Here is a 17,099-nt window from a genome sequence, read left to right as displayed (position 1 = left end):
GCCGCGACGGAAAACAGGAGATCCATATGAAATATATCGCGCTGATCTACACCAATCCGGAAACCGACGAGCGTCCCAACACGCCCGAATTTGGAAAGATGATGGCCGGATACGACGCCTGCAACAAGGCCTATGCGGAGGCGGGCGTATATGTCGGCGGCGACGCCCTGCAGCCGCCGATGACGGCGACGACGGTGCGGGTGCGCGGCGGCAAGACAGAAACCATGGACGGCCCTTTCGCCGAAACCAAGGAACAGCTCGGCGGCTTCTATATTCTCGATTGCAAGGATCTCGACGAGGCGGTGAAATTCGCCGCGATGATCCCGCATGCCGCAAGCGGCGCCGTCGAAGTGCGACCACTGATGATTTTCGACGCGGGATGACGGCTGTAGCGCAAGGCGATGATAAGGACCACGTCGCTTCCACGCTGGATGCGGTGATGCGTCGGGATGGCGGTCGCCTTCTGTCGGGCCTCGTCAGCGTCTTGCGAAACTTCCAGCTGGCCGAAGACAGCCTGCAGGACGCGGTCGAAGCCGCGCTCCTGCATTGGCGACGGGTCGGCCTTCCCCATTCGCCCACAGGCTGGCTGATGCGCGCGGCGCGGCGAAAGGCGCTCGACCGCCTGCGTCGCGCCCAAAATTTCAGCCGTAAATCGTCCGATATCGGCCGGCTCTACGACATGCTCGCCGAACCCCGTACGGAGGAGGAAGAGGAGCGAGATTTCTTCCGCGACGAACGGCTGGCGCTGATCTTCACCTGCTGCCATCCCGCCCTCGACCGGAAAACCAGCGTCGCGCTCACGCTCAGGTCGATCTGCAGCCTCAAGACGGAGGAGGTGGCCGACGCCTTTCTCGATACGATAGACGCCATGGCGCAAAGATTGGTCCGCGCCCGCCACAAGATCGCCAAAGCCGGCATCGCCTATCAGGTTCCCGGACCTGAGGACTGGCGTGAACGGCTGGAGAATGTGCTGGCCGTCGTCTACCTGATGTTCAACGAGGGCTACGCCTCCTCCGGCGAGCATCTGCTGCGCGCCGACCTTTGCGCAGAGGCGATCCGGATCGCCCGGCTACTGACATCGCTGGCGCCGGCTGAAAGCGAGGTCGAAGGCCTCCTCGCTCTGATGCTGCTGCATCACGCCCGCCGCGACGCCCGGCTGTCTGCGAATGGATCGCTCGCTACGCTGGAACATCAGGATCGGCGGCTATGGCGCCTGGACGAGATCGACGAAGGCCGGCGCGTCATCGAAGAGGCGCTGAAGCGGGGAACGCCGGGGCCTTACCAGTTGCAGGCGGCGATCGCGGCCCTGCATGCGGAAGCGCCGAGCTTCGCCCAGACCGACTGGCCACAGATTCTGGCGCTCTACGACTTTTTGGCAGGCCGCTTCAGCAATCCGATCTTCGAACTCAATCGCATTGTCGCCCTGTCCTTCGCAAAAAGCCCTGAACAGGCCCTCACGGCTCTGGAACCGCTGGGACGCCTGCTCGGCGGCTATCAGCCGTTTCACGCCGCCCATGCGGATCTCTTGATGCGGACAGGTAAACTGTCGGAAGCGGCGCTCGCCTTTTCCATCGCACGCGATCTATCGCAGAACGCTGCTGAACGCGGCTTTCTCGAACGCCGTCTGCAGGAATGTAAGCAAGGGGTCTGAAAGATCCGGGCTCAGCGCGCCTGGGTCATGAAGATCTTGACGGCGAACAGTGAAAAGACGCCGGCGAAAGTGTAGTCGATGCCGCGCAAAACCTTGCGGTTGGCGGCGAGCCAGCCGGCCAGCTTTTCGGCCGTCAGCACGATGATCAGGTTGACCGGCATGCCGACCAGGATGAACCAGAAGCCGAGAAAGATCAGCTTGCCCGTCACATGCGGATCGTTTGCGGTGACGAATTGCGGCAGGAAGGTCATGAAGAAGATGATGACCTTGGGATTCATGAGGTTGACCATGAAGCCCGACAGGAAATTGGCGAGGCCTGATTTGGCAGGCCCCTCGGCCTTCTTGACCGACAGGCTGGAGCCATGCCGGACCGCCTGGAAGGCCAGCCACACCAGATAGCCGGCCCCGCCCGTCTTCAGGATCAGGAAGGCTGTCGGCGACGCCACGATCAGCGCAGAGACGCCGAAGGCCACCAGCAGCGTATGAATGACAATGCCGCTGGAGGTGCCCAGCACCACCATGATCCCGCCCGCCTTGCCGTCCGACAGCGCCCGGCTGATCGAAATCGTCATGTCAGGCCCCGGCGTGATCGCCAGCACCCAGCACATGCCGGTAAAGGTCAGAAGCGTGGCGAGGCTGGGCAGGAACTCCATCATGACAGGGATCACTCTCCGGCGAGAAACGCCTTGAACTTGTCGGCATAATCGGGATGCCAGCGGCTGAGCGGCGGGCGGTTGTCGATGATGTCATGCGCGGCCCAGAAGATGCGCTTTTCATCGAGTTCGCGCGGCACATCATTGTCGGGGCAGAGAATATAGAAATCGCCGCGCGTCAAGCTGTCCATCATGAAATCGACGGTCTGTTCCGGCGTCCAGGCGGCGGCAGGCTTTTCGCTGCGGCCATTGGCGGTGAGACTGGTGAAAACGAAGCCCGGAATGAGGAGATGGGCCGACAGCGCGCCACCCTCGACATTGCGCAGGTCATGCGCGAGCGCCTCCGTGAAAGCCTTCACGCCGGCTTTGGCGGTGTTGTAGGCAGGATCGCCCGGCGGCGTGGTGATGCCCTGCTTGGAGCCGGTGTTGATGATCAGCCCGGCTTCGCCATGCGCCAGCATTTTCCGGCCGAAGACGCGGCTGCCATGGATCACGCCCCAGAGATTCACGTGGAACACTTTTTCCCAATTCTCGAGCGGGCCGAACAGCGCGCTGCCGGGCTGGATGCCGGCATTGTTCATGACCACATGCACCTTGCCGAAGCGGGCTTCCGCATCTTCCGACAGGATCTCGATCTCGGGCAGGCTCGACACATCGGTGGGGATCGCCGCCACCGCATCCTGGCCGCGCGGCGAGATCGCGATCACCGTCTTTTCCGCCTCGACCAACCGGTCACCGCCGAGATCGGCCAGCACGACATTCATGTCGAGTTCGGCGAAACGCTTGGCGGCGGCGAGCCCGATGCCGGAAGCCGCGCCGGTGACGACGGCGGTGGCGCCTGATTTGAAGACGGGGTGAAGCGCGTTGTCGCTCATGAAGGGCCTCCCTTGGCTTGTCCTTGCGCAGAACCCGGATAATGGCTGGGGCTCGCGCCTGTTCCCTTTTTCGTAGCCGAAAGCGGCGGCCGCCGCCACCCGCCCTTCCATACCGGCGGTTTTGTTCGCTTTTCGCCGCGTCTGAGCCCACTCGCCGCCGCCCCCGGGCTTGAAACTGCCGCCAATAGGGCTAAAAGACCCCCGATATCTCGAAACCCTGATGGATTTTTGCCATGGCGCTTCCCAAAGACGTGAAGAAAGTCGTTCTCGCCTATTCCGGCGGCCTCGACACCTCGATCATCCTGAAATGGCTGCAGACCGAACTCGGCGCCGAAGTCGTGACCTTCACCGCCGATCTCGGCCAGGGCGAAGAGCTGGAGCCGGCCCGCAAGAAGGCCGAGATGCTGGGCATCAAGGAAATCTTCATCGAGGATGTCCGCGAGGAATTCGTCCGCGACTTCGTCTTCCCGATGTTCCGCGCCAATGCCGTCTATGAAGGCGTCTATCTGCTCGGCACCTCCATCGCCCGCCCGCTGATCTCCAAGCATCTGATCGAGATCGCCAAGAAGACCGGCGCCGACGCCATCGCCCATGGCGCGACCGGCAAAGGCAACGACCAGGTCCGCTTCGAACTCTCCGCCTATGCGCTGAACCCCGACATCAAGATCATCGCGCCCTGGCGCGACTGGTCGTTCAAAAGCCGCACCGACCTCCTGGAATTCGCCGAACAGCACCAGATCCCGGTGGCCAAGGATAAGAAGGGCGAAGCCCCCTTCTCCGTCGACGCCAACCTCCTGCACTCCTCTTCCGAAGGCAAGGTTCTCGAAGATCCGAGCCAGGAAGCCCCCGAATATGTGCATATGCGCACCATTTCGCCGGAAGCCGCGCCCGACAAGGCCACGATCATCAAGATCGGCTTCCGCAAGGGCGACGCCTGCTCGATCAACGGCGTGGAAATGAGCCCGGCGACGCTGCTCGCCGAGCTGAACAACTATGGCCGCGACAACGGCATCGGCCGCCTCGATCTGGTCGAAAACCGCTTTGTCGGCATGAAGAGCCGCGGCGTCTATGAAACCCCCGGCGGCACGATCCTGCTTTCGGCGCACCGCGCCATCGAATCGATCACGCTCGACCGCGGCGCGGCCCATCTCAAGGACGAGATCATGCCGCGTTACGCCGAGCTCATTTATTACGGCTTCTGGTTCTCGCCCGAGCGCGAAATGCTGCAGGCCCTGATCGACAAGAGCCAGGAGCATGTCGAAGGCGAAGTGACGCTGAAGCTTTACAAGGGCAATGTCATGGTCATCGGCCGTGAATCGTCGAAGTCGCTCTATTCCGACCAGCTCGTCACCTTTGAAGACGACCAGGGCGCTTACGACCAGAAGGACGCCGCCGGCTTCATCAAGCTCAACGCGCTGCGCCTGCGCACGCTCGGCAAGCGCAACCTCAAGGGCTGAGCCCTGTTTCACGTGAGTCATCACCGCCCGCTGCTCCCCCGAGCGGCGGGCGTTTTCTATTGTCTGGCTCTTGCCCAGGCGGCTGTGAAGACGAGATAGGCGAGGAGCGCCACGATCTCCATGGTCGGAATGATCCAGCCGAAAGCCGCGAGTGGATCGCCGATCCACGCCGCGGTGGCCCCGCCCAGGAACCCCGATCCCATCTGGATGAAGCCCATCAGCGCGGCGGTCGTGCCGGCGAAATGCGGATAGGGTGTCAGGCCCGCCGTGGTGATGTCGGGGATTACGAAAGCCATCCCGAAGGAACAGAACGCCACCGGCAGCATGATCGACAGGAAGCTGGGCTCCATGAGACGGGTCGACAGGAAGATCGCCGCTCCACCCGCAACGGTGAGAACGAGCCCGATGCGCACCGCCCAGCCGGGCGGCAATCGCGGCGAGACCAGCCGCAAAGCCACGCTGCCGGCGAAATAGGAGCCGGTCTGCATCAGCATGCCCAGACCGAAGGCGACCGGCGTCAGCCCCACCCGGTTGATCAGGATGAAGGGCAGCATGGTCGATTGCGCATAGAGCGCTCCGACGACGCCGGCGAGCACCAGCGCGGACGACAGGACCCGGAGATCGCCCGCCAGCGTTCCATAGGCTTTCGCGAGCCGCACGGGACGGATGAGCGCCGGGTCCGGCCGAGTCGTTTCCGCCATCAGGAAGAAGACGACGGCGGCGCTCGCTGCGCCGAAGATCACCATCAGCAGAAATACGGCCCGCCAGTCGAACAGCGCCAGCGCCAGCCCGCCGAGCGTCGGCCCTACCGCCGGTCCCACCGCCAGCATGATGCCGATCATATTGAGCAGGCGGCTGGCTTCCGCGCCGGTAAACTGATCGCGCACGATGGCGCGCGACACGGTGACGCCGACGGAGGCGCCCACGCCCTGCACGAGACGCGCAACCAGCAGCGCCTCGACCGAAGGCGCGATGGCCGCAGCGATGCTGCCGGCGAGATAGATGGCAAGGAAGAACAGGCTCGCCTTGCGTCGCCCAAAGGCGTCGGACGCAGGCCCCGACAGCAATTGCGCACAGGCGAAACCGATGAAATAGACCGACAGCGACAGCTTGATCATCGACTCGGTGGTGCCGAAAGCCTTGACCAGTTCAGGCATGGCGGGCGTGTAGAGCGCCATCGACACTGGCCCGAGCGCGATCAAGAGCGCGCCGATCAGGCTGGTCCTGAGGCTCGACATGCGGGCGGGGCTCACGCTTTCTCAGCCTTGTCGCAATTAGCCTGCGGCGCATCGAGCCGACGCCGGAGAGTGTTGCGGAGAAGCGTGAGGCCATCGAGAAAGCGATCCCTGTCAGCCGCGTCGAATTCCGAAAACAGCTGATCATAGAGATCGCCGGCCCGCGACCGGACGGCGGCCAGAACCGTCTCCGCCTGCTCGGTCGTACGGACATTCTTGGCGCGACGGTCGCGCGGATCGGGCGTCCGTTCCACGTAGCCGGCCTTTTCCAGCCGGTCGAGATAGGCGCAGACCGTCATCGGCTCGACGCCCATGGCTTCGGCGATCTCGGCTTGGCGCGCTCCGCCGCGTTCGGCGACATGGGCGAGCGCCCGCGCTTCGGAGGAGGTGAGCCCAAGCCCGGCGTCGGCGAGTTCGCGTTCGATGGCCGCGCGCAACAGCCGGGCCGCCTCCGCCATGAGATATCCGAGACTGTCCCTTTGGGTCATGCGAGCTCCGCGATTTAGTAAGCTCTACTTATTATCAGGGCGGGATAGTTTCAAGCGTGGCGATTTTCTCGCCGTTCTTTTCCGCCCATCGCCATTTGGCCAAAACTGCGCCTATATGTGGGAAAAGACGTCAGTGATTTGCGAGGATTGGACGGTATGAGCGACACAGTGAACCCAGCCATTTTCACCTGGAGCGGCGCCCACGGCCTGCCGCGCTTCGAGACCGTCAAGGACGAGGATTTCGCCGCCGCCTTCACCCAGGCGCTCGCCGCCCATGAGGCGGAGATCGACGCCATCGCCAACAATCTGGAAGCGCCGACATTCGCCAACACCGTCATCGCTCTGGAAATCGCCGGCGACGAGCTCTCCCGTGTCTCGGCTCTGTTCTGGAACAAGGCCGGCGCCGACACCAATGACGTGATCCAGGCGCTCGAGCGCGAGATCTCCCCGGTCATGTCGCGGCATTATTCCAAGATCGGTCAGAACGAGGCGTTGTTCGCCCGTATCGATACGCTCTGGTCGAAGAAAGACGAACTCGGCCTGACGCTCGAGGAAATCCGCGTGCTGGAACGGCACTGGAAAGGCTTTGTTAAATCGGGCGCGAAACTCCCCAAGGAGCAGCAGAAGCGCCTTGCCGAAATCAACGAACGGCTCTCGACGCTCGGCACGAATTTCGGCCAGAACGTGCTGGCCGACGAGAAGGACTGGCATCTGCCGCTGGAGAGCGCGGAGGACCTGGCGGGCCTGCCGGACTTCCTGCGCGACGCCATGGCCGCCGCCGCCGAAAGCCGCGGCGAGAAGGGCAAATACGCCGTCACCCTGTCGCGTTCGATCATCGAACCCTTCCTGACGTTCTCCGACAATCGCGATCTGCGCGAGACAGCCTTCCGCGCCTGGATCGCCCGCGGCGAAAATGGCGGCGCGACCGACAACCGCCAGATCATCGCCGAGACGCTGGCGCTGCGCGCCGAAAAGGCCGGGCTGCTGGGCTACCCGCATTACGCGGCGCTGAAGCTCGACAACACCATGGCCAAGACGGCCGATCATGTGAACGGCCTGTTGATGCAGGTCTGGGAAAAGGCCCGCGCCAAGGCGCTGGAGGAGGAGGGCGACCTCGCCCGTCTCATCGCCGAAGAAGGCAAGAACCACGCCGTCGAGCCCTGGGACTGGCGCCACTATGCCGAGAAACTGCGCGCCCGCACCTTCAATTTCTCCGAAAGCGAGTTGAAGCCCTATCTCCAGCTCGAAAAGATCATCGACGCCTGCTTCGCCGTCGCCGAACGCCTGTTCGCGATCAAGGCGGTCCGCAGGGCCGATGTCGCCGGCTATCATCCGGATGTCCGGGTCTATGAAATCCGCAATGCCGACGGCTCCTTGAAGGCGCTGTTCCTCGGCGACTATTTCGCCCGTCCTTCCAAGCGCTCCGGCGCCTGGATGAGTTCCTTCCAGAGCCAGCATCGTCTGACGCTCAAGAACGGCGCCCAGGGCGAACTGCCGATCATCTACAATGTCTGCAATTTCGCCAAGCCCGCCGAAGGCAAGCCGGCGTTGCTTTCGCTCGACGACGCCCGCACGCTGTTCCACGAATTCGGGCACGCCTTGCATGGCATGCTGTCCAATGTGACCTACCCCTCCGTCTCCGGCACCGGCGTGTCGCGCGATTTCGTCGAATTGCCGTCGCAGCTCTATGAGCACTGGCTGACGGTTCCCGATATCCTGAAGACCTATGCGGTGCATTACGAGACGGGCGAGCCGATGCCGCAGGCGCTGCTCGACAAGGTCTTGGCCGCCCGCACCTTCAACGCCGGCTTCGCCACCGTCGAATTCACATCGTCGGCGCTGGTCGACATGGCCTTCCACACGCGCGCGCCTGCTGACGACCCCATGGCCGTGGAGCGTGAAGTTCTGGCCGAGATCGGCATGCCCTCCTCCATCGTCATGCGCCACCGCACGCCGCATTTCCAGCATGTCTTCTCCGGCGACGGCTATTCGGCCGGCTACTATTCCTACATGTGGTCGGAAGTGCTCGACGCCGACGCCTTCGAGGCCTTCGAGGAAACCGGCGACGCCTTCGATCCCAAGACAGCCGCCAAGCTTCGCGAGCATATCTACGCCTCGGGCGGCTCTGTCGATCCGGAAGTCGCCTACATCGATTTTCGCGGCAAGCTGCCGAGCCCGGAGGCGATGCTGCGCAAGAAGGGTCTCGCGGCCTGATTCTGCGGCGCATGGCACACTGTCAGAGAAACGTCATCGGGGCTTTGCCCCGCTGACATCAAAACCTGTTTGTGTGGCGCGCCGGACGCCCGGCGTCCCGCGCCAAATTTCAAACAGGAGAGATCAATGTCAGGCATTTTGAAATCCGTCACCCGCCGCACGCTGATGCGCGGCGTCGGCGCGACCGGTCTGGTCGCGGCTTCCGGCCTTGCTTTGCCCGCCTATGTCCGCGCCGCCCAGCGCCCCGTCTTCACCCATGGCGTCCAGTCCGGCGATGTCGACGTCAATTCCGGCATGATCTGGACGCGCGCCGATCGTCCGAGCCGCATCCAGATGGAGGTCTCGACCGTCGAGAGCTTCAAGGATGCGCAGCGTCTGGCGCCGCTCGATGTCGGCCCGGAAAGCGACTTCACCGCCAAGCGACTGATCGAGAGCCTGCCGTCCGACCAGGACATCTTCTACCGCTTCGTCGCCGCTGACCTGCAGGACATCAACCTGACGTCCGAGCCGCTCATCGGCCGCTTCCGCACCGCCCCCACCTCCCGCCGCAATATCCGCTTCGCCTGGTCGGGCGACACAGCCGGTCAGGGTTGGGGCATCGACGAAACGGGCATGCTGACCTACGCCACCATGGCCAAGCACACACCAGACTTCTTCATCCATTCCGGCGATACGATCTATGCCGACGGCCCGATGAAGGACGAGGTCGAGGTGAAGGGCGCGCCGAAATGGATCAACAAGGTTCTGATCGACGAAAAGCGCAAGGTCGCCGAGACGCTGGCCGAATACCGTGGCCAATGGAAATACAATCTCATGGACGAGCATGTCCGCGCCATGAACGCCGTCTGTCCGACCTTCTTCCAGTGGGACGATCACGAAGTGGTCAACAACTGGTCGGATTCCAAGAACCTGATGGGCGACGACCGCTACACCGAAAAATCCGTCCACGTTCTGGCCGCACGCGCCGGTCGCGCCTTCCATGAAATGACGCCGATCCGCTACACGCCGGCCGAACCCGGCCGCGTCTATCGCAAGATCGCCTATGGCCCGCTGCTCGACGTGTTCTTCATCGACCTGCGCTCCTATCGCGGCCCGAACGGCGACGACAAGGAAACCACGCTGTCGGACAAGGCGCGCATCATCGGCGCCGAGCAGATGGCCTGGCTGAAGCTGGAGCTCGCCGCCTCCAAGGCCACCTGGAAGGTTCTCGCCTGCGACATGCCGATCGGCCTCGTCGTCTGGGATAACTTCAAGGAGAAGAAAGGCCAGGAAGCCGTGGCCAACGCCGACAACGGCGCTCCGCTCGGTCGCGAACTCGAATTCGCCGAACTCCTGCGCTTCATCAAGAGCGCCGGCGTGACCAACACGGTCTGGCTAACCGCCGACGTGCACTACACCGCCGCCCATCACTACGACCCGTCGCGCGCCGCCTTCAAGGACTTCGAGCCTTTCTGGGAATTCGTCTCCGGTCCGCTTCATGCCGGCACGTTCGGCCCGAACGATCTCGACATGACCTTTGGTCCGGAGGTGAAGTTCGTCTCCGCTCCGACGGCTGACCAGGGCCAGAACCTGCCGCCATCGGCCGGAATGCAGTTCTTCGGCCTCGTCGACATCGACGGCCAGACCGAACAGCTGACCGTGCGACTGATGGACCGCGCCGACAAGGAACTCTGGAAGATCACGCTCGATCCGACGCGCTTCGCCTGAGATCGACCTCGTCATCCCGGCTCCCTGCGCCATCGGCGCAGGGAGCTCTTTTCATCGTGGGAAAATCGCCGGGATTCACCGCGTTTCGACTTTATCCGACCTCCCCCTTTCGCATTTGCAAAAAAAAGGGTATGAGGCCGCCAAACAATTGGCGCCGCGTCCCGTTGCCGCGCCCCCGAACTCAGAGATCCACATCATGAAAATGCGCAATATCGCGATTATCGCACACGTTGACCATGGGAAGACGACGCTTGTCGACGAACTTCTGAAGCAGTCCGGCTCTTTCCGTGAAAACCAGCGCACGGTCGAGCGCATGATGGACTCCAACGATCTGGAAAAAGAGCGCGGCATCACCATTCTCGCCAAGGCGACCTCGATCGAGTGGAAGGGCGTCCGCATCAACATCGTCGACACCCCAGGCCACGCCGACTTCGGCGGCGAAGTCGAGCGCATCCTCTCGATGGTGGACGGCGCGATCGTTCTGGTCGATAGCTCCGAAGGCCCGATGCCGCAGACCAAGTTCGTCGTCTCCAAGGCGCTGAAGGTCGGCCTCCGCCCGATCGTCGCGATCAACAAGATCGACCGTCCGGATGGCCGCCATGAGGAAGTCATCAACGAAGTCTTCGATCTCTTCGCCAATCTCGACGCCACCGACGAACAGCTCGACTTCCCGATCCTCTACGGTTCGGGCCGCGACGGCTGGATGAACGTCAATCCGGAAGGCCCGAAGGACGAAGGCCTCGCGCCGCTTCTCGACCTCGTGCTGCGTCACGTCCCCGAGCCGAGCGTCGGCGAGGAAGACGGTGCGTTCCGCATGATCGGCACCATCCTCGAAGCCAACCCCTTCCTGGGCCGCATCATCACCGGCCGCATCCATTCCGGCTCGATCAAGCCGAACCAGGCGGTGAAGGTTCTCGGCCAGGACGGCAAGCTCATCGAAACCGGCCGCATCTCCAAGATCCTCGCGTTCCGCGGCATCGAGCGTCAGCCGATCGAAGAAGCCCATGCCGGCGACATCGTCGCGATCGCGGGCCTCTCCAAGGGCACCGTCGCCGACACCTTCTGCGACCCCTCGGTCACAGAAGCGCTGACCGCCCAGCCGATCGACCCGCCGACCGTCACCATGTCCTTCCTCGTCAATGACAGCCCGCTTGCCGGCACCGAAGGCGACAAGGTCACGAGCCGCGTCATCCGCGACCGCCTGTTCAAAGAAGCCGAGGGCAATGTCGCCCTGAAGATCGAAGAGGCCGAAGGCAAGGATTCGTTCTACGTGTCGGGCCGCGGCGAATTGCAGCTCGCGGTTCTCATCGAAACCATGCGCCGCGAAGGCTTCGAACTCGCCGTCTCGCGTCCGCGCGTGGTGATGCACAAGGATGAAAGCGGCGCCCTGCTCGAGCCGATCGAAGAAGTCGTCATCGACGTCGATGAAGAACATTCCGGCGTCGTCGTGCAGAAGATGTCCGAGCGTAAGGGCGAAATGGTCGAACTGCGTCCCTCGGGCGGCAATCGCGTCCGTCTGCGCTTCTACGCCCCGACCCGCGGCCTGATCGGCTACCAGTCGGAACTCCTGACCGACACGCGCGGCACGGCGATCATGAACCGCCTGTTCCACGACTACCAGCCCTTCAAGGGCCAGATCGGCGGCCGCATCAATGGCGTGCTCCTCGCCAACGCAGCCGGCGAAGCCGTGGCTTACGCCCTGTTCAACCTGGAAGACCGCGGTCCGATGATCATCGATCCGGGCGAGAAGGTCTATATGGGCATGATCATCGGCATCCACAGCCGCGACAACGACCTGGAAGTCAACGTGCTCAAGGGCAAGCAGCTGACCAACATCCGCGCCGCCGGTAAGGATGAAGCCGTCAAGCTGACCCCGCCGATCCGCATGACGCTCGACCGCGCGCTGTCCTGGATCCAGGACGACGAACTGGTCGAAGTGACGCCGAAGTCCATCCGCCTGCGCAAGATGTATCTCGACGCCAACGACCGCAAGCGCATGGAAAAGGCCAAGGCCGCCGGCGCAGCCTGAGACAGGGCTTTTCCGAATTAACCATTTGGCCCGGCCGCTTCCGAGCGGTCGGGCTTTTCTATGTGGAATGACCAATGACGACTTGCGGCGCAGCTTAATTCCGCGTTAACTTTTACGCACTGCGTCGCACGACGCGCTGGTGGTGTTTGGAGTAGGCCCGGATGATCCGGGGCCGGCATATGGGTGAAGCGTTATGAAGACGTTGTCGATCGAATTGCGGCGAGCGGACGCTTCCGATGCGCGCGACGTGTCCGAAACCCACCGCCGTTCCTGGCTGCATTCCTATAGCGGCCTGATCCCCCACAAAGCGCTGATCCAGATGCTGGAGCGCCGCAAGGAAGACTGGTGGCGCCGCGCCGCCCAGGGGCCGTCGACGCTGCTGGTGCTCGATATCGGCGGAACCATCGCCGGCTATACGACGATCGGCGTCAACCGCGCCCCCGCCCTCAAGCAGGACGGCGAAATCTACGAACTCTACATCCTGCCGGAATTTCAGGGCACCGGCCTCGGCAGCTACATGTTCCGCGAAGCCCGCGCCCTTCTGAAGGGGCTGGGCATGCGCGGCCTGGCCGCATGGTGCCTGGAAGACAGCGAGCACGCCGTTACCTTCTTCCGCGCCAGCGGCGGGCTCGATGTGGCCGAAGGCATGGAAGATTTCGGCGACGCCTCGCTCAAGAAGCTGGGCTTCATCTGGCCGAACTGACTTACTTGACCGCGAGGGATCAGGGCTGGGGAAAGCTGTAGGACGGCTCGCCGGCCTTTTCGCCGCGCTTGCCATGATATGTCGGCCGGTCGACGCCGCAGGCGAAACCAGGCGCGATCTCGTCCGCCACCTGCCGGGCCAGGTCATTGGGGCCGGGATTGGCGAGGGCATCGACATAACCGGCTACGCAGCCCATGGGATCGTCGTCGGTCGCAGCCTTGGAAACCACGAGCACCTGCCCCGTCAGCGCCTTGTCGACCGAGCCGGTGTCGGGATTGGTGTTTTCGATGAACCAGCGCAGGATCGTGGCTGTCGGTCGCCCATCGGCGCCGAGCCGCCATTCGATCTTCTTGCCGACGTGATTGAAGGCCGAAAAGGTTTCACCCGCCTCGTCGATGATCTTCTGGGACACCGGCCCGTAATAGACGCTCTGGCGCAGATCGAATTCCTTGAAGTAGACCGGCGTTCCCCGATAGCCCTCGCAGCGGAGCGAGGCGAAACCGCCGGGTTCCTCTTCGGCGGATGGGTTGACCGAGACGCAAGCGTCGAGATCGAGATCCGTATAGACGCTCTCCTCAGCGCTTGCCTGCGCGGACTGCAGCGCCCACAGGATCAGCAAGCCCCCTACGCTCACCATCCGTCCGAAAAATCTGCTCATCGTCCTCTCCCGCCCCTCTCGCCGCCGGCCGACCGCGGCAAGACGTCATGTTACAACAACCATCATGTCCCGCCAGCGAGAAATACTCGGGCCTTTTGTCCTATGGTCTTGTTGTCTTCTCCGGCTTTTTCGTCTATCGCAATGCGGAATTTTTCCACCCAGCGGAGGCACTTATGCGCATCGACGCAGTATCCATCGGCAAAAATCCCCCGGAAGACATCAATGTGATCGTGGAAGTGCCCGTGGGCGGCCATCCGATCAAGTATGAGATGGACAAGGAGGCTGGCACGCTGGTGGTCGACCGCTTCCTCTACACGCCGATGACCTATCCGGGCAATTACGGCTTCGTGCCGCACACCCTGTCCGACGACGGCGACCCGATCGACGTGCTGATCGCCTCGACCCGTCCGCTGGTGCCGGGCTGCGTCATCAATGTCCGCCCGATCGGCGTCCTGATGATGGAAGACAATTCCGGCAAGGACGAAAAGATCATCGCGGTCCCCTCGCCCAAGCTGACGCTCCGCTATGAGAAGGTGCATGAATACACCGACCTGCCGGAAATCACCGTCAAGCAGATCGAGCACTTCTTCCAGCACTACAAGGATCTCGAGCCCGGCAAGTGGGTCAAGCTGTTCGGTTGGGAAGGCTCTGCGCGCGCCAAGGAACTGATCGTCGAGGCCATCGAGCGCGCCAAGGCCGAAAAGGCCAAGTAAGCCTCAGGAACCACCGAGTTTCGTCATCACATCCTCCGAGTCGGCCTCGATCCGGAGGATTTTTTTGCGCGATGTTTCGCCCGTGATGAAGGAAAACGCCGATTTCGGCAGCTTCAGCGTCTTGGCCAGCAGTTCGATCAGCGCCTTGTTGGCCTTGCCGTCTTCGGGGACGGCGCGCACGCGCGCCTTCAGCCAGCGCTCGCCGGCCGCATCCGTCTCGAAACCCTCGACGGCGTCGCGCCCGCCGCTTGGCGTGAGCCGCACGGCGAGGCGCAGGAAGGGCTCAGCCGCCACTTAGTAGCCGACCGCCATCGGGTAGAGATAAAGAATAATGATCTGCTGGATGAAGTAGATCAGGATGAAGACCACGATCGGCGAAATGTCGACGCCGCCGAGATTGGGCATGAAGCGGCGGATCGGCCGCAGCACCGGCTCGGTCAAGGCGGACAGCGCCTGCCCGATCATGCCAACGAACTGGTTGCGCGAATTGATGACGTTGAAGGCGTAGAGCCAGGAGAAGATCGCAGACGCGATGAGAATCCAGATATAGATGTTCAGCGCAAACAGGATCGTATTGAGAATGGCCAGCATGGTCTGCTCCGATTAAGCGTTGACAGACATGTAATGAACCGGTCTTTATCCGGCAAGGGCGGCCTTGCGCGCCGAGTCATTCATCCTTAATGGCCCGCATTCCAGAGGCCGGATCAGTCGAGGAAATACTCCCAATGTCACTTGCCGCAGCGGAAGACCGCTTTGCCGCGTTCCGGCATCGGTCCTACACCCTGTTCTTTTTCGCCCGCTTTCTTGCCGCCTTCGCGATCCAGATCATTTCCGTGGCCGTCGGCTGGCAGATGTATGAAGTGACCAAGAGCACGCTGTTTCTCGGGCTGATCGGTCTGGTGCAGTTTCTACCCTCGCTTCTCTTGATCCTGGTCACCGGCTCGGTCGCCGACCGCTATAACAGGCGCGCCATCGTGGCGATCTGCCTGGCGGTCAGCGCCGGCTGCGCCGCCGCGCTGCTCGCGCTCACGGTCGCCGACGCTTTCGCGCCTGCTCTGGTCTTCGCCATCCTCACCATCTTCGGCATCGAACGCGCCTTCATGGGCCCGGCGGTGCAGTCTCTCGCGCCCAATCTGGTGCCGGAGAAGGATCTCGCCAATTCCTTCGCCTGGAACGCCTCGTCCTGGCAGACCGCCTCGATCGTCGGCCCCATGGCGGGCGGGCTGCTCTACGGCGTCGGCCCTGTGGTCGCTTATGGCGTCGCCTTCGCCTTCATGGCCGCGGGCGCCATCCTGATCTTCCTGGTGCCGAAGCCGAGCCAGAAGACGGCGTCGGAAGACAAAAGCTGGGCCTATATCGTCGCGGGCTTCGGCTTCATCAGGCAGGAGAAGGTCGTGCTGGGCGCCATTTCGCTCGATCTCTTCGTCGTGCTGCTCGGCGGCGCGGTGGCGCTGATGCCGGTCTTCGCCTCCGACATCCTCGTTCTCGGCCCCTTCGGCCTCGGCCTCCTGCGCGCAGCCCCGGGCATCGGCGCGATCGTCATGGCGATCTATCTCGCGAGCTTCCCCATCAAGAAAAGCGCCGGGGTCACCATGTTCATCGGGGTTGCGGTGTTCGGGCTCGGCACGCTGGTGTTCGGCCTGTCGCAGACCGCATGGCTGTCGATTGCGGCGCTGGTGGTGATGGGTGCGGGCGACATGATCTCGGTCTATGTGCGCGAGACGCTGCTGGCGCTGTGGACGCCGGACGAAGTGCGCGGCCGGGTCAACGCCGTCAACTCGGTGTTCATCGGCGCCTCCAACGAATTGGGCGAGGCGCGCGCCGGCGTCATGGCCTGGGGCTTCGGCGCCGTGCCGGCGGTGGTGATCGGCGGCATCGGCGCGCTGATGGTCTCGGTCGGCTGGGCCTGGCTCTTCCCGCAATTGCGCAAGATCGACACGCTGGACGCGCCCGTTCGGGACTGATCAGCCGCTGGCGCTCTGCGAAGCGATCAGGCGGTGGCCGAAGACGAGGTCCAGCATGTTCGACATCCAGAGCCTCAACGCCTGATCATGCAGGAAGCGGCCTTCGAGATGCTTGTCGCCCGTCTGGGCGTTGGGCAATTCGAAGCGATGGGCGCCATGCACCACCCAGCGATGCATCATCATGCGCGTCAATTCGCCATGGAACTGCACGCCCCAGGCGTTTTCGCCATAACGGATCGCCTGGTTTTCATAGGTGTCGCCCTCAGCCAGCCGCACCGCCCCTGAGGGCAGGTCGAAGCCTTCGCGATGGAAGTGATAGACCATTGACGGCCAGTCCATGAGCTTCTGGCCTTCCTCGGTGGCGGAAATCGGATACCATCCGATCTCGGTCTTGCCTTCGATGTGGCTTTCGACCCTGCCGCCGAGATGCTTGACCAGCATCTGCGCGCCCAGGCAGATGCCGAGATAGGGCTTGTTTTCCGACAGAGGAACCCTGATCCAATCGATCTCGGCCTTCACATAATCGAGATCGTCATTGGCGCTCTGCGGGCCGCCGAACACGACGGCGCCGGCGTGATTGCGCAAGGTGTCGGGCAGTTTCTGGCCGAGCGCGGGACGACGGATATCGAGCCGATACCCCTTTTCTTCCAGCATCTGCCCGGCGCGGCCGGGCGTGGAGCGCTCCTGGTGCAGCACGATCAGAACCGGGCGGTCATCCACCTTCTTGGTCTTTGCAGGGTGACGCAGCATGC

The 17,099-nt window shown here is 63.0% G+C and carries 17 protein-coding genes; 9 read left to right on the top strand and 8 right to left on the bottom strand.

Annotated elements, in window-relative coordinates; genetic code table 11:
• Window positions 1-26: 26 nt before the first annotated feature.
• The gene (locus tag E8Q41_RS18930) at window positions 27-383 is read left to right on the top strand and encodes a YciI family protein (RefSeq protein WP_137157112.1); all 357 of its coding nucleotides are present in this window, start codon (window positions 27-29) and stop codon (window positions 381-383) included.
• On the top strand, window positions 380-1,651 hold the full coding sequence (locus E8Q41_RS18925) for a DUF6596 domain-containing protein (protein ID WP_137157111.1): 1,272 nt from the start codon (window positions 380-382) through the stop codon (window positions 1,649-1,651). Before E8Q41_RS18930 ends, E8Q41_RS18925 begins: the two co-directional genes overlap by 4 nt.
• An 11-nt stretch (window positions 1,652-1,662) precedes the next feature.
• Here E8Q41_RS18925 and E8Q41_RS18920 read toward each other — a convergent pair whose 3' ends face one another.
• Together E8Q41_RS18920 and E8Q41_RS18915 are read right to left on the bottom strand one after the other, a co-directional pair.
• Window positions 1,663-2,304 carry a LysE family translocator gene (locus tag E8Q41_RS18920; protein WP_137157334.1) on the bottom strand — a complete coding sequence of 214 codons (642 nt, stop codon included), beginning with the start codon at window positions 2,302-2,304 and terminating at the stop codon, window positions 1,663-1,665.
• An 11-nt stretch (window positions 2,305-2,315) separates the two neighbouring features.
• Entirely contained in the window at window positions 2,316-3,179 is an 864-nt protein-coding gene (locus E8Q41_RS18915; protein WP_137157110.1) for an SDR family NAD(P)-dependent oxidoreductase, read from the bottom strand.
• 233 nt (window positions 3,180-3,412) lie between these two features.
• On the opposite strand from E8Q41_RS18915, the gene E8Q41_RS18910 reads away from it, so the two are divergent.
• On the top strand, window positions 3,413-4,636 hold the full coding sequence (locus tag E8Q41_RS18910) for an argininosuccinate synthase (protein WP_137157109.1): 1,224 nt from the start codon (window positions 3,413-3,415) through the stop codon (window positions 4,634-4,636).
• A 56-nt stretch (window positions 4,637-4,692) separates the two neighbouring features.
• Here the strand turns inward: E8Q41_RS18910 and E8Q41_RS18905 are convergent, their stop codons facing one another.
• Both E8Q41_RS18905 and E8Q41_RS18900 read right to left on the bottom strand, forming a co-directional pair.
• On the bottom strand, window positions 4,693-5,874 hold the full coding sequence (locus E8Q41_RS18905; RefSeq protein WP_137157108.1) for a multidrug effflux MFS transporter: 1,182 nt from the start codon (window positions 5,872-5,874) through the stop codon (window positions 4,693-4,695).
• 11 nt (window positions 5,875-5,885) lie between these two features.
• On the bottom strand, window positions 5,886-6,359 hold the full coding sequence (locus E8Q41_RS18900; protein ID WP_137157107.1) for a MarR family transcriptional regulator: 474 nt from the start codon (window positions 6,357-6,359) through the stop codon (window positions 5,886-5,888).
• A 156-nt stretch (window positions 6,360-6,515) separates the two neighbouring features.
• On the opposite strand from E8Q41_RS18900, the gene E8Q41_RS18895 reads away from it, so the two are divergent.
• The 4 genes from E8Q41_RS18895 (at window position 6,516) to E8Q41_RS18880 (ending at window position 13,012) form a co-directional block, all read left to right on the top strand.
• Entirely contained in the window at window positions 6,516-8,573 is a 2,058-nt protein-coding gene (locus E8Q41_RS18895) for a M3 family metallopeptidase (protein ID WP_137157106.1), read from the top strand.
• 126 nt (window positions 8,574-8,699) lie between these two features.
• Window positions 8,700-10,280 carry an alkaline phosphatase gene (locus tag E8Q41_RS18890; RefSeq protein ID WP_137157105.1) on the top strand — a complete coding sequence of 527 codons (1,581 nt, stop codon included), beginning with the start codon at window positions 8,700-8,702 and terminating at the stop codon, window positions 10,278-10,280.
• A 196-nt stretch (window positions 10,281-10,476) separates the two neighbouring features.
• Window positions 10,477-12,309 carry a translational GTPase TypA gene (gene typA, locus E8Q41_RS18885; RefSeq protein WP_137157104.1) on the top strand — a complete coding sequence of 611 codons (1,833 nt, stop codon included), beginning with the start codon at window positions 10,477-10,479 and terminating at the stop codon, window positions 12,307-12,309.
• A gap of 193 nt (window positions 12,310-12,502) precedes the next feature.
• Window positions 12,503-13,012, top strand: a complete 510-nt coding sequence (locus E8Q41_RS18880; RefSeq protein ID WP_137157103.1) for a GNAT family N-acetyltransferase — start codon at window positions 12,503-12,505, stop codon at window positions 13,010-13,012.
• 19 nt (window positions 13,013-13,031) lie between these two features.
• On the opposite strand, the gene E8Q41_RS18875 is transcribed toward E8Q41_RS18880, so the two are convergent.
• Window positions 13,032-13,670: a hypothetical protein gene (locus E8Q41_RS18875; RefSeq protein ID WP_246660245.1), complete on the bottom strand. Its 639-nt coding sequence runs from the start codon at window positions 13,668-13,670 to the stop codon at window positions 13,032-13,034.
• A 173-nt stretch (window positions 13,671-13,843) separates the two neighbouring features.
• Between E8Q41_RS18875 and ppa the strand changes: the two genes are divergently transcribed.
• Entirely contained in the window at window positions 13,844-14,383 is a 540-nt protein-coding gene (gene ppa / locus E8Q41_RS18870; protein ID WP_137157102.1) for an inorganic diphosphatase, read from the top strand.
• Window positions 14,384-14,386: 3 nt separating this feature from the next.
• On the opposite strand, the gene E8Q41_RS18865 is transcribed toward ppa, so the two are convergent.
• Together E8Q41_RS18865 and E8Q41_RS18860 are read right to left on the bottom strand one after the other, a co-directional pair.
• A complete protein-coding gene (locus E8Q41_RS18865) occupies window positions 14,387-14,677 on the bottom strand; it encodes a DUF167 family protein (RefSeq protein WP_137157101.1) in 291 nt (96 codons plus the stop codon).
• The gene (locus tag E8Q41_RS18860; protein ID WP_137157100.1) at window positions 14,678-14,974 is read right to left on the bottom strand and encodes a YggT family protein; all 297 of its coding nucleotides are present in this window, start codon (window positions 14,972-14,974) and stop codon (window positions 14,678-14,680) included. It abuts the gene before it with no gap.
• 134 nt (window positions 14,975-15,108) lie between these two features.
• On the opposite strand from E8Q41_RS18860, the gene E8Q41_RS18855 reads away from it, so the two are divergent.
• Window positions 15,109-16,347, top strand: a complete 1,239-nt coding sequence (locus tag E8Q41_RS18855) for an MFS transporter (protein WP_137157099.1) — start codon at window positions 15,109-15,111, stop codon at window positions 16,345-16,347.
• Here the strand turns inward: E8Q41_RS18855 and E8Q41_RS18850 are convergent, their stop codons facing one another.
• Entirely contained in the window at window positions 16,348-17,097 is a 750-nt protein-coding gene (locus E8Q41_RS18850) for a glutamine amidotransferase (RefSeq protein ID WP_137157098.1), read from the bottom strand.
• Window positions 17,098-17,099 lie beyond the last annotated feature (2 nt).

Origin of the sequence: Rhizobium sp. FKL33 (assembly GCF_005222915.1) — a bacterium.
Classification (GTDB): Bacteria; Pseudomonadota; Alphaproteobacteria; order Rhizobiales; family Rhizobiaceae; genus Rhizobium_E.
Note: the sequence above shows the minus strand (reverse complement) of the source record. Positions and strands in the feature narration are given on the sequence as shown.

What these genes read in the sequence shown, in the direction of transcription:
- E8Q41_RS18880 (WP_137157103.1), top strand. Translation starts at nt 12,503, where the DNA reads ATGAAGACGTTGTCGATCGAATTGCGGCGAGCGGACGCTTCCGATGCG.
- E8Q41_RS18915 (WP_137157110.1), bottom strand. Translation starts at nt 3,179, where the DNA reads ATGAGCGACAACGCGCTTCACCCCGTCTTCAAATCAGGCGCCACCGCC.
- E8Q41_RS18920 (WP_137157334.1), bottom strand. Translation starts at nt 2,304, where the DNA reads ATGGAGTTCCTGCCCAGCCTCGCCACGCTTCTGACCTTTACCGGCATG.
- E8Q41_RS18930 (WP_137157112.1), top strand. Translation starts at nt 27, where the DNA reads ATGAAATATATCGCGCTGATCTACACCAATCCGGAAACCGACGAGCGT.
- E8Q41_RS18925 (WP_137157111.1), top strand. Translation starts at nt 380, where the DNA reads ATGACGGCTGTAGCGCAAGGCGATGATAAGGACCACGTCGCTTCCACG.
- E8Q41_RS18855 (WP_137157099.1), top strand. Translation starts at nt 15,109, where the DNA reads ATGTCACTTGCCGCAGCGGAAGACCGCTTTGCCGCGTTCCGGCATCGG.
- E8Q41_RS18875 (WP_246660245.1), bottom strand. Translation starts at nt 13,670, where the DNA reads ATGAGCAGATTTTTCGGACGGATGGTGAGCGTAGGGGGCTTGCTGATC.
- E8Q41_RS18860 (WP_137157100.1), bottom strand. Translation starts at nt 14,974, where the DNA reads ATGCTGGCCATTCTCAATACGATCCTGTTTGCGCTGAACATCTATATC.
- E8Q41_RS18900 (WP_137157107.1), bottom strand. Translation starts at nt 6,359, where the DNA reads ATGACCCAAAGGGACAGTCTCGGATATCTCATGGCGGAGGCGGCCCGG.
- typA (WP_137157104.1), top strand. Translation starts at nt 10,477, where the DNA reads ATGAAAATGCGCAATATCGCGATTATCGCACACGTTGACCATGGGAAG.
- ppa (WP_137157102.1), top strand. Translation starts at nt 13,844, where the DNA reads ATGCGCATCGACGCAGTATCCATCGGCAAAAATCCCCCGGAAGACATC.
- E8Q41_RS18895 (WP_137157106.1), top strand. Translation starts at nt 6,516, where the DNA reads ATGAGCGACACAGTGAACCCAGCCATTTTCACCTGGAGCGGCGCCCAC.
- E8Q41_RS18905 (WP_137157108.1), bottom strand. Translation starts at nt 5,874, where the DNA reads ATGTCGAGCCTCAGGACCAGCCTGATCGGCGCGCTCTTGATCGCGCTC.
- E8Q41_RS18850 (WP_137157098.1), bottom strand. Translation starts at nt 17,097, where the DNA reads ATGCTGCGTCACCCTGCAAAGACCAAGAAGGTGGATGACCGCCCGGTT.
- E8Q41_RS18910 (WP_137157109.1), top strand. Translation starts at nt 3,413, where the DNA reads ATGGCGCTTCCCAAAGACGTGAAGAAAGTCGTTCTCGCCTATTCCGGC.
- E8Q41_RS18890 (WP_137157105.1), top strand. Translation starts at nt 8,700, where the DNA reads ATGTCAGGCATTTTGAAATCCGTCACCCGCCGCACGCTGATGCGCGGC.